Below are 11239 nucleotides of genomic sequence, written 5' to 3' on the forward strand. Positions count from 1 at the left end.
TATGCGTGCAGTCCGCCAGGGATTGCAATGCCGCCCATCGCCGCCATCATGACCATTGCCTCCTTGCCCTGCCGATGCCATGACCACGCGAGCCGACCACCTGCGCGATGCCCTCGCCGCCTTGCAACCCAGCCACCTGGAAGTGCACGACGAGAGCCACATGCACAGCCGCGGGCTTGAGACGCACTACAAGGCGGTGGTCGTCAGCGAGGCGTTCACGGGCAAGCGCGCGATCCAGCGCCACCAGCTCGTCTACCGCACGCTGGGCGAGCAGATGCAACGCATCCACGCCCTGGCGCTGCACACGTTCACACCCGAGGAGTGGGCAGCCGAGGCGCAGGTGCCCGACTCGCCGACCTGCCGTGGCGGCAGCAAGCACGACCTGAAGAACGCAACCGCGCCCAAAGCCTCCTGACGCACGGCGCAGGCCAAAAACCGGGGTCAGAGTGCAATTTCACTGGACGAAATTGCACGCTGACCCCGGTTTTGAGCGCAAAAAAGGCCCGCTTGCGCGGGCCTTCGGGTATCGGGACGGCCGCGGCGCTCAGAGCGCCTTGGCTGCCTCGACGATCTTTTCGACGGTGATGCCGAAGTACGGGTAGAGCTTGTCCGCCGGGGCCGAGGCGCCGAAGCGGTCGATGCCGATGACCGCGCCGTCGAGGCCGACATACGCCCGCCAGAAGCCGGTGACGCCGGCCTCGATCGCGACGCGGCGACGCACCGCATTGGGCAGCACCGATTCGCGATAGGCCGCGTCCTGGCGCTCGAACACGTCGGTCGAGGGCATCGACACCACGCGCACGCCGTCGCCGAGCTGCGCGGCCGCCTCCATCGCCAGCCCGACTTCCGAGCCGGTCGCGATCAGGATCAGCTCTGGTGTGCCGGCGGCGTCCTTGAGCACGTAGCCGCCCCGCGCGATATCGGCGACCTGCGCCGCCTCGCGCGCCTGGTGCGGCAGGTTCTGACGGGAGAACACCAGGCAACTCGGGCCGTCGCTACGCAGCACCGCCGACTTCCAGGCCACCGCCGACTCGACCGCATCGCAGGGGCGCCAGACGTCGTTGTTGGGGATGTAGCGCAGGCTCGCCAGGTGCTCGACCGGCTGGTGCGTCGGGCCGTCTTCGCCCAGGCCGATCGAATCGTGGGTATAGACGTGGATCGCATGCGCCGGGATCAGCGCGCTCATGCGCACCGCGTTGCGGGCGTAGTCGCTGAACACCAGGAAGGTGGCGTCGAACGGCACGAAGCCGCCGTGCAGCGCCAGGCCGTTGGCGATCGCGCTCATGCCGAACTCGCGCACGCCGTAGTAGACGTAGTTCGCATCGGCGTCGTGGCTGGCCGCAGTCTTGCAGCCCTTCCACAGCGTCAGGTTCGAGTGCGCAAGGTCGGCCGAGCCGCCGACGAGTTCGGGCAGCAGCGGCGCGAACGCCTCGATCGTCATCTGCGAAGCCTTGCGCGAGGCGATCGTCGGGCCATCGGCCTGCAGCTTGGCGACGAATGCGTCCGCGGCCTTGGCGAAATCGGCAGGCAGCTCACCGCGGGTGCGGCGCAGCAGCTCAGCCGCCAGTTCGGGATGCGCGGCTTGGTAGGCCTCGAAGCGCTGGTTCCAGGCGTCCTCGCGAGCCTGGCCGGCCGCATTCGCGCGCCAGGCATCGCGGATCGCCTCGGGGATCTCGAACGGGCCGTGCGTCCAGCCGAGCGCGGCGCGCGTGGCGTCCGACTCTTCCTTGCCGAGCGGCGCGCCGTGTGAGGACTCCTTGCCACCGCGGTTCGGCGAGCCGAAGCCGATCGTCGTACGGCAGCACACCAGCACCGGACGGTCGTCCTGCGCAACGGCCTCGCCGATCGCGCGCGAGATCGCCTCGGCGTCGTGGCCGTCGACGTCGCGGATCACGCGCCAGCCGTAGGCTTCGAAGCGCGCCGGGGTGTCGTCGGTGAACCAACCGGCGGTGTTGCCGTCGATCGAGATGCGGTTGTCATCCCAGAACGCGACCAGCTTGCCCAGACCGAGGGTGCCGGCCAGGGACGCGGCCTCGTGCGAGATGCCTTCCATCAAGCAGCCGTCGCCCAGGAACACCCAGGTGCGGTGGTCAACGATGTCGAAGCCATCGCGGTTGAACTGCTGAGCGAGCAGCCGCTCGGCGAGCGCGAAACCGACCGCATTGGCAAATCCCTGCCCCAGCGGCCCGGTGGTCGTCTCGACGCCCGGCGTCTCGTAGCGCTCGGGGTGGCCGGCGGTGCGGCTGTGCAGCTGCCGGAAGTTCTTCAGCTCCTCGATCGGCAGGTCGTAGCCCGACAGGTGCAGCAGCGCGTACTGCAGCATCGAACCGTGGCCGTTGGACAGCACGAAGCGGTCGCGGTCGATCCAGCCCGGATTGCCCGGGTTGTGGCTGAGGTGGTCGTTCCACAGCACTTCGGCGATGTCGGCCATGCCCATCGGCATGCCGGGGTGGCCCGACTTGGCGGCATCGACCGCGTCGATGGCAAGGAAGCGGATGGCGTTGGCGAGTTCGCGACGGGTCGGCGTGGTCATGGGCTCGGGAGCGGCGGACGGAAGCACCCATTGTCCCATGCCCGCCGCTCCGCTGCCGGCCCGTGCGCAGATCGCGCGGCCGCCGGCGACCGGCCGGGACTCAACCCGGCCGCTGCCGCGCTTCGGGGTCGCCGTGCACGTGGTGCGCATGCAGTTGGCCGTCGGCGCCGGTTTCGAGGTCGTCATGGTCGTGCGCGGCCTCGCTGCGCCCGATCACGACCGAGGCCACCATGTCGCCGCCAATGTTGACCGTGGTCCGGCACATGTCCAGGAACCGGTCGACGCCCAGGATCAGCGCGATGCCTTCGGCCGGAATGCCGAAGGTCACCAGGATCGTCGCGATCACCGGCAGCGAACCGCCCGGCACGCTGGCCGCGCCGATGCCGCCCATGATGCACATCGCCAGGATCATCACCTGCTGCACCAGCGTCAGCTCCACGCCGAACAGCTGAGCCAGGAACAGCACCGTCACGCCTTCGTAGAGTGCGGTGCCGTTCGCGTTGACGGTGGCGCCGAGCGTGCACACGAAGCGTGCCACGCGGCGCGGCACGCCCAGATTCTCCTCGGCGGTCTTGAGCGAGGTGGGCAGCGTGGCCGCGCTCGACGAGGTCGAGAACGCAGTCAGCAGCGCCGGCTGCGCGCCCCGGAGCACGTCAAGCGGCGAGCGCCGGGCCAGCAGCGCGATCAACAAGCCGTACACGCCGAAGAAATGCAGCCCGAGCGCCAGGGCGGCGGTCAGCACGAACCAGCCCAACTGCACCATCAGGCCCAGCCCCATCCGTGCGGTGAGCGTGAACAGCAAGGCTGCGACGGCGTACGGCGCCAGGCGGATCACCCAGTCGATCAGCTTCAGGCTGATGTCGTAGACGCCCTGGACCGCCGAGACGAAGCTGCGCGTGCCCGGGGAGTCGACCACGGCAGCTGCGATACCGAACAGCAGCGAGAAGCACATGACCGCGATCAGATCGGTGTTGGCCGCAGCCGCCACGGGGTTGCGCGGCACCATGTTGAGCAGCATCTCGATCACGCCAACGGGCTTATGGTCGCCCGATACGATCCCGGCAGCCGCCGAGTCGGAGATCGCGGCGTCCAGGAGGGCCCGATCGATCCCGGAGCCCGGCTGCAGCAGATGGGTCATCGCCAGGCCGATCAGCACCGCGATGCAGGTGGTACTGAACACCCACAGCAAGGTCTTGCCACCCAGGCGCCCCAAGGCGCGCGGATCGCCGATCTCCACCACGCCCAGGATCAGGGCCGAGAACACCAGCGGCACCACCAGCATGAACAACAAGCGCAGGAACAGCTGGCCGACCGGCTCGGTGAGATTGACGATCAGCCCTTGGACCCACGGCTGGAACGCCGGCACCGGCTGGCCGTCGGCCCCGGGCACCAGCCACAGGTCGTTGGCAACGGCGTAGCTGCTCAGCAGGTTGATCGACAGTCCCGCGATCGCGCCGATCGCGAACCCGATCAGCATCTTGGTGTGCAGCGCCATGCCGCGCCCGCTCGATGAGGTCATCCGCCCGTCCCGTGCAAAACGCAGGAGCTTAGCAAAGCGGCCCGATGGCCCCCGGCCTGCCAGCCGGTATCCTAGGCGGATGTTCCCGCTTCCCGATTCCGGCGCGTCCCCCGCGCGTACGCCGGCGCAAGACGCACTCGGTGTGCTCCAGCGCGTGTTCGGCCATGCCGCGTTCCGCGGCGAGCAGGCGGCGATCGTCGAACACGTCGCCGCGGGCTTTGATGCCCTGGTGCTGATGCCCACCGGCGGCGGCAAGTCGATGTGCTACCAGGTCCCTGCCCTGCTGCGCGACGGCGTGGGCATCGTCGTCTCGCCACTGATCGCGCTGATGCAGGACCAGGTCGATGCGCTGCTGCAGTCGGGCGTGCGTGCGGCCTACCTCAATTCCACGCTCGACGCCGAGACGGCGCAGCGGGTCGAACGCGAACTGCTGGCCGGTGAGCTCGACCTGCTCTACGTCGCGCCCGAGCGCCTGTTGACCCCGCGCTTCCTGTCGCTGCTCGACCGCGCCCCGTTGGCGCTGTTCGCGATCGACGAGGCGCATTGCGTCTCGCAGTGGGGCCACGATTTCCGCCGCGAGTACCGCGAGCTGACGATCCTGCACGAGCGCTGGCCGCAGGTGCCGCGGATCGCGCTGACCGCGACCGCCGACCCGCCGACCCAGCGCGAGATCGCCGAGCGCCTGCAGCTTGAGGACGCGCGCCGGTTCGTCAGTTCATTCGACCGTCCCAACATCCGCTATACCGTCGTCCAGAAGGACAACGCCAAGCGCCAGTTGCTCGACTTCCTGCAGGCCCATCGTGGCCAGGCCGGTATCGTCTACTGCCTGTCGCGGCGCAAGGTCGAGGAGACCGCCGAGTACCTGGCCGGCCAGGGCATCGACGCGGTGCCCTACCACGCCGGCATGGATGCCTCGCTGCGCGCGGCCAACCAGCGCCGCTTCCTGCGCAGCGAAGGCGTGGTGGTGGTGGCGACGATCGCCTTCGGCATGGGCATCGACAAGCCCGATGTGCGCTTCGTCGCGCATACCGACCTGCCCAAGTCGATCGAGGGTTACTACCAGGAGACCGGCCGCGCCGGGCGCGACGGCGAGCCCGCCGAAGCCTGGATGTGCTACGGCCTGGGCGACCTGGTGCTGCTGCGGCAGATGATCGAGCAGTCCGACGCGGGCGACGAGCGCAAGCGCCTGGAACACCGTAAGCTCGATGCACTGGTCGGCTATTGCGAAACCATGCGATGCCGGCGCCAGGTGCTGCTGGCGAACTTCGGCGAGGACTACGCCGGCACCGGCGAAGGCCGGGCCTGCGGCAACTGCGACAACTGCCTCGATCCGCCGGCAGCCTGGGACGCAACGGTCGCCGCGCAGAAGGCGCTGAGCTGCGTGTACCGCAGCGGCCAGCGCTTCGGCGCCGCGCACATCGTCGACATCCTGCGCGGCAGCGACAACGAGCGCATCCGGCAGTTCGGCCACGCGCAACTCAGTACCTACGGCGTGGGCAGCGACCTCGACGCCCGCGCCTGGAAGGCGGTGCTGCGCCAACTCGTCGCCCACGGCCTGCTCGAGGTCGATGCCGAGGGTTACGGCGGACTGCGCCTGACCGAGGCCAGCCGCGCGGTGCTCAAGGGCGAGGAGCGGGTGATGCTGCGCAAGCCCACCGCCGCTCGCGAGCGCGGGCGCACCGCACGCGCGGTGGCGACGGCCGACATCGAACTGGCCCCCGTCGACCGCCCGCTGTACGAGGCCCTGCGCGCGCTACGCGCCACGCTCGCCCGCGAGCAGAACGTGCCGGCGTACGTGATCTTCCACGACGCCACCTTGCGCGAAATCGCACGCCAGCGGCCGCTGACGCTCGGCCAACTCGGGGGGATCGGCGGCGTCGGCGCGGGCAAGCTCGAGCGCTACGGCGACGCCGTACTCGAGACCGTGCACGAAGCCGGCTGACGCCCTCGGCTCCGTGACCGCAGGGTCCCGCGGCCACCGGGCCACGGGTCTCCGCCGATTCGGCGCGCCCGTCGCGACGCCGCCCTGTCGCGTGCTGCTCTACGGCGTCGCGGTCACGACACAACTGAAGCCGATTTCGAGCTGTCCGCCCACCGGCAACGTCGGGACGACCAGACCAGCATTCTGCAACGCCCCGATCGTCGGCGATGCCGGGCAGACGGCGCCACCGCTCGCGCTGCACGACACCACGGCCGCGCTGCAGTCCAGGCCGGCGACGGCGGGATCGCGAATCACCGCGCCACTGCCGTCCACGCCTGCAAGATGCGCCGCCGTCAGCGTGAAAGCAACGTTACCGCCCACTGGCACATTCGTGGCCGACGCGGTCTTCTCGATCGACAGATCAAGATCGTCGTCGAGCAACGTCCACGTGGCTTGGGCGATCGCGGCAGCGCCGCACGCCTGCGTGGAGCTGAGCAGATAGTCGTCGGGACTCGGTTGAAGGCTCAGTTGCACGGTCCGGCTGCCGTCGATGATGGCATTGCCCAGCGACGTGAGGCCGAGTGGCATTGCAACGTCTCCATCGTAGGTGCCCGCGGGAATGAACACGCTGAACGTATTGGAGCCGGTCGGGGTCGTGAAATCGGTCCCCAGCACGGCGGTACCGCCGGTGACCGAGACCACGATGTTCAGGTCGTTGTCGAGTGTGCCGACGACCCGCAGTTCCGGCAGACCTGCGCTGGTGCCCTCTACGGTCTCGAACCCAGTGCCCGTCAACTCGATGAAGGGCTTGAGGTAGACCTGGATGTCATCAAGGAAGTTGCCGGTCGTCGCCGCACCCGACAGCGCTTCGAAGCCGATGTTGGTGACACCGCCCGCCCCGCTGTAGGGGAAGCTGCCGTTGTAGTCGCGCCACCCATTGGGCCCGAGTACGGACGTCGCGGTGCCCTGCGATGTGGAGAGGACGCCACCGCCGCCGTTGTTGGTGGTGCCCACCTGCACGATCGGTGCGGTGCCGAGCAGGAACGCCATGCGGTCCTGGACGGTGGCACTGCTGCGCCCACGATGACTGAACTGCCAGCGCACCACGTCGCCGGGGACCAGGCAGACGTTCTGCGAGATACGCGACAGCTGCTCGGCGTTGAGCTCGGCCAGCTGTGAACCACTGCGTGCATTCACCGTCAGCCCGCCGTTGGTCCGCGGGGTGCGCCACAACTCGAGAATGCGCGCCTGCTGCCCCGCAACGAAACCGGCCGGCGGCACACAGTTGCCGACATTCTCCTGGTTGTGCAGCCCGTGGCTCGTCGTCCAGCCGGGCACGAACTGCTCGCCGATATACACACGGCAGCCCGCAGTCTGCAGGTTCGGCTGCTCGAAGCTCAGATTGATGAAGCTGCGCTGCACCGCATTCACCCCCACCTGGGCGGATGCTTGCGGCATGGCGATGGCCGCGAGCGCGGCTGTCAGGGCGGCGCCCAGCAGGGAGGCGCGGCGCTGGGTGGAAACTGTGGCGTGGCGATCTTTCATAGTCGAACCTTTGCTCATCGGTGCGGTCAGCCTGTGCTGCTTCTTTTAGTAGCTGCCCACGAAGTTGACGAACCAGCCCCGGTGGTCGTAATCGAAATCGGTGAGGTCGTCGGTGAAGTCGGTGAAGTTGTAGCCGGCGCCGATGCGGAAGTTCCGACCGATGTCGCGGTCGAGGCCGGCCATCCAGCCCTTGCGCGTCCCGCCATCCTTGACGTCCAGCCAACGGTACTCCGCCATCGCGTGCCAGCGCTCAATCAGTTCGTAGCGGACCTGGCCCGCGGCGAACGTGGTGGCCGAATCGAACCAGGCGCCGGTGCCGCGACCGAAGCGCACGTCGCCCTCGCGCCGAGCCAGCTTGCCGGCGAACTCCCAGTGATGATCGAGCCGATACACGCCTTCGAGCGACAGCACCTGCGTGCGTTGATCGTACTGCGCGCCGCCGAGCTGGCCCAGCGTCGCCAGGTCGTAGAGATAGGTGTAGCGACCGAACAGGCCCCAGCGCGTGCTGTTCCAAGGGCGGTACGCAAAGCCGAGATTGCTCTCGATGAACTTGGCGCTGGCGAGCGGATTCAGATCGTCCTGGGTGTCGGCGTAGTTGAAGCGTGCGGCAATCCGCCAACTTTCGTTGAGCTTGTGGGTCAGGCGATGGGTGGTGACCCACTGCGTGATCCGCTCGGCACCGGTGTCCTCACGCCACTCCAGCTTGCTCTGCCAGCTGGTGTCGCCGGAGGTCCGCCCGCCGCTCAGGCTCACCGCGCGCCGGTCGACCTGGCCGCCGTCACTGTTGGTCAGTTCGCCGTCGCTCAAGGTGAAGCCAAGGTTCCAGCCGTAGGCCGGGAAGAAATCCATGCCGTAGGTATGGGCCAGGCCGCTCTCGCGCCGGCTCTTGAGGAACTGGCTCTCGTTGAAGAGATTGACCTGGTTGGACAGGCGCCAGCGCTGGCCCAGCGTCCAACCGTTCTGCGCATTGGGGTTGAACAGCGGATCGTAGTCGCTGCGGTCGGTGGAATAGGTATAGGCCCCGTAGAAACTGTGCTGCGGCGACAGTCGATACTCGGCATCCACGCGTGCGGCGTCGCCGCGATCGCCCGTGGTCAGTTCCGCGCCCACGGTGGAGAGATTGGCGAAGTTGTAGCGCCCCCCCAGCGTGAACGCATCGTTGTCCGCGTAGCGGCCGCTGTCGTCGTCCAAGGTCAGCTGCGCGGTGCCGTAGACATCCAGCGCAGTGCCGAAACGGCGGGTGTAGCGCAACGCACCGAGCAGACCTGCTGCGTCAAAGGAGCCGCGCGCCTCCTCGACCCGCCGCAACTCGAATGCGAGCGCATCGGCCTCGCCGATCCGCCACTCGGCATTGGCCTGGGCCTGGGTGAGGCTATCCGCGTTGCGCTCGGCCCGGCTGTAGCGCGCATAGACGCCCACGTTGGCGCCGAACTGGCCCAGCACCTCCGCCCCGTACTCCTCGATCTGCGCACCGGTATCGAAGCGCGAGATCGAATAGCCCGCGTCGACCTGGCGCCACCACGCACCCGCGCTCCACGGCTGCTCGCTCCAGCCAAGCTCCTGGAAGTTCGCACGGGCTTCCAGCGCAGTTGCCTCGCCCTCGCGGGATCCGCTGGGGTTGAGCCGGCTGAAGCTCAGGCCGCCGTTGTCGGAGAAGAACACCGGTGCGCTGGTCGATTCGGTCCGGCTGTGCTCGAGCTTGAGGTAGGTGCCCTTGCCGGCCTGAAGCGTGACGTCGGCCGACATCAGCGAGTAGTCCTCGCCGGCACGGTTCTCGTCGACGTAGGTCAGGCCGATGCCGAGGTGATCGCCGAACCAATGCTTGCCGCGCACGCCGGCGGCGATCTCGTCGGCGTTGAAATCGTTCGGTACCCACTCGTAGTCCACGATCAGCCGCTGCTCAAGACCGTCGAGCGGCGCATCGCGCGTGAGCGTCGGCATGTTCTGGCGCGTGATCTGGGCCAGCGCTCGGGTCAGCAGGATGCGGCCCTGGAGCTCGTCGATCTCATAGTCGGCGCCACGCAGCAGTACCACCCGCTGCTCGACCCGACCGGTGGTCCGGTCACGCACCTCCAACACCACCTGGTCGGAACCGGGCAGCACGTCGGTGTGGCGCAAGTAGTACAGGCTGCCGCCTGTGCCGATGAACTCGCTGTGGCCCGGCGCGGTCTGCGCTTCGGACGCGAACGCCCGGAACTGGGTGACCGGATCGCCCCAGGCATTGGCACCACGCGACCGCCAGTTCAGCGCCACGCCGTAGAGCGAACGGACGTACTGGCCGTACTCGGTACCGGTCAGGCCGGTGCTGAAGTTGCCCCACAGCGCCTCGTTCTTGTCCCACTCGGCGCGCAGGTAGAAGCGCCCCATGGTGTCGACATCGCGCCAGACACTCGAGTCGTCACCATAGGTCGGGTAGTACAGATCCGGGTCGAGACGACGGAACACGTCCTGCGGATCGGCGGACGTGAAGCCGTCGAACAGATCCTGCAGCGGACGGTTCTGGGTATCGGCCTGTGCGGTGATCAGGTACTTGCCCTGGGCCTTCGCCTTCAGATAGAAGGCCAGGCGGCCGTCGCTGAGAATGTCGTCCTCGCGGCCTGCCATGGCCAACGAACGTCCGGGCCCGCTGGCCTTGTTCTGATACACCGTGACATCGGCCAGGCCCACGCCGAAGAAGTAGCGACCGCTGACGTCGACCTCCAGCGCACGCTGCAACGGCGGCTCACCCTCCGGCGCCTCGAGGGTGATGTCGAAACGATGGTGGCCGATCGGCATCAGGTACTCGGCGACGAACTTGCGTTCGAGATCGACGGGGTAGTTCTCGCCGTTGATGCGCAGGCCGTAGCCAACAGGCAGGTTGCGGCCCTGCACGCGCACCCGCGATCCGTAGATCGGGATGTTCTGCTGGCGCAGTCCGTTACCGGCGAAGACGTCGTCGATCAGGGCCTGATTGCGCGCCTGCTCGATGCCCAGCGCAGTGCCGAGTGAACGCTCGACTCCGTCGCGCAGTCGCTGGATGCCGCGCTCGGCCTCGTCAGGGCGCACCAGTTGCAGCTTTCGAGGCGAGGTCTCGTCGAAGTTGCCCGCGGTGTCGTAGGCACGCAGGACGTACACCAGTTCATCGCCCGTCCGGAGCGCCAGGCCCGCCGGCAACGCGCCATCCCACTCGCTCTGCGAGACCGCTTCGACCGGCAGCCCGAAGCGGGCGACCGGCTCGACCAGGTCGGCATCGTTGCCCCGATAGAGCGTCAGCTCGTATCGCTCGACGAACGACACATAGTTGCTGCGGACGAAGAACTTGACCGGCTCGACGATACGCCCCGCATCGAAGGCCACCATCGCCGGGGCCGACACCGTCAGCTCGGGCGCCCCCAGGCTGGGGTCCTCGGTGGCCCAGACCACACCGCCACCGGGCAGTTGGGCAGAGAAGGCACCGCGAACGGTTGCGCGGCCGGGTTCGTCCAATGCGATGGACACCCGGCGGTCGGGCTGCAGCGCCTCCGACGACGAGCCCGCGTCGGTGTCGACGGTCACAGGCTGGTCGAAGCTGCGCGTGCGCACCCGGAACACCAGGTCGCCAGATTCTGTGGTGCAGGCGCCGTCGTCGCAGTCCATCGCAGGATCCGTCGCAAGCGCCGCCGGCCTCGGCTGCCCCAGGACGGCGGAACTCATGCCGGCCAGGATGCCGATCAAGGCGGTATCGAGCAGTTTCATCTTCATG

Annotated in this window: 6 protein-coding genes; 2 read left to right on the forward strand and 4 right to left on the reverse strand. The window is 68.2% G+C overall.

Features of this window, described 5'->3' with window-relative positions:
- Window positions 1–79 precede the first annotated feature (79 nt).
- On the forward strand, window positions 80–415 hold the full coding sequence (locus tag ABE488_RS03925) for a BolA family protein (protein WP_346447234.1): 336 nt from the start codon (window positions 80–82) through the stop codon (window positions 413–415).
- A 129-nt stretch (window positions 416–544) separates the two neighbouring features.
- On the opposite strand, the gene tkt is transcribed toward ABE488_RS03925, so the two are convergent.
- Together tkt and ABE488_RS03935 are read right to left on the reverse strand one after the other, a co-directional pair.
- On the reverse strand, window positions 545–2533 hold the full coding sequence (gene tkt / locus ABE488_RS03930) for a transketolase (RefSeq protein ID WP_346447235.1): 1989 nt from the start codon (window positions 2531–2533) through the stop codon (window positions 545–547).
- Window positions 2534–2633: 100 nt separating this feature from the next.
- On the reverse strand, window positions 2634–4052 hold the full coding sequence (locus tag ABE488_RS03935; RefSeq protein WP_346447236.1) for a dicarboxylate/amino acid:cation symporter: 1419 nt from the start codon (window positions 4050–4052) through the stop codon (window positions 2634–2636).
- A gap of 79 nt (window positions 4053–4131) precedes the next feature.
- Between ABE488_RS03935 and recQ the strand changes: the two genes are divergently transcribed.
- Window positions 4132–5994, forward strand: a complete 1863-nt coding sequence (gene recQ, locus ABE488_RS03940) for a DNA helicase RecQ (RefSeq protein WP_346447237.1) — start codon at window positions 4132–4134, stop codon at window positions 5992–5994.
- Between the two features lie 99 nt (window positions 5995–6093).
- Here the strand turns inward: recQ and ABE488_RS03945 are convergent, their stop codons facing one another.
- Together ABE488_RS03945 and ABE488_RS03950 are read right to left on the reverse strand one after the other, a co-directional pair.
- Entirely contained in the window at window positions 6094–7536 is a 1443-nt protein-coding gene (locus tag ABE488_RS03945) for a hypothetical protein (protein ID WP_346447238.1), read from the reverse strand.
- 27 nt (window positions 7537–7563) lie between these two features.
- Window positions 7564–11238, reverse strand: coding sequence for a hypothetical protein (locus ABE488_RS03950; RefSeq protein ID WP_346447239.1), 3675 nt, complete (start codon window positions 11236–11238; stop codon window positions 7564–7566).
- Between the last annotated feature and the right edge of the window lies 1 nt (window position 11239).

The sequence above is a fragment of the Luteimonas sp. TWI662 genome (genome assembly GCF_039673825.1).
Taxonomy (GTDB): domain Bacteria; phylum Pseudomonadota; class Gammaproteobacteria; order Xanthomonadales; family Xanthomonadaceae; genus Luteimonas.

Bases quoted from the DNA above. Each gene is read 5' to 3' on its own strand.
- ABE488_RS03925 (WP_346447234.1), top strand. From the start codon at position 80: ATGACCACGCGAGCCGACCACCTGCGCGATGCCCTCGCCGCCTTGCAA.
- tkt (WP_346447235.1), bottom strand. From the start codon at position 2,533: ATGACCACGCCGACCCGTCGCGAACTCGCCAACGCCATCCGCTTCCTT.
- ABE488_RS03935 (WP_346447236.1), bottom strand. From the start codon at position 4,052: ATGACCTCATCGAGCGGGCGCGGCATGGCGCTGCACACCAAGATGCTG.
- recQ (WP_346447237.1), top strand. From the start codon at position 4,132: ATGTTCCCGCTTCCCGATTCCGGCGCGTCCCCCGCGCGTACGCCGGCG.
- ABE488_RS03945 (WP_346447238.1), bottom strand. From the start codon at position 7,536: ATGAGCAAAGGTTCGACTATGAAAGATCGCCACGCCACAGTTTCCACC.
- ABE488_RS03950 (WP_346447239.1), bottom strand. From the start codon at position 11,238: ATGAAGATGAAACTGCTCGATACCGCCTTGATCGGCATCCTGGCCGGC.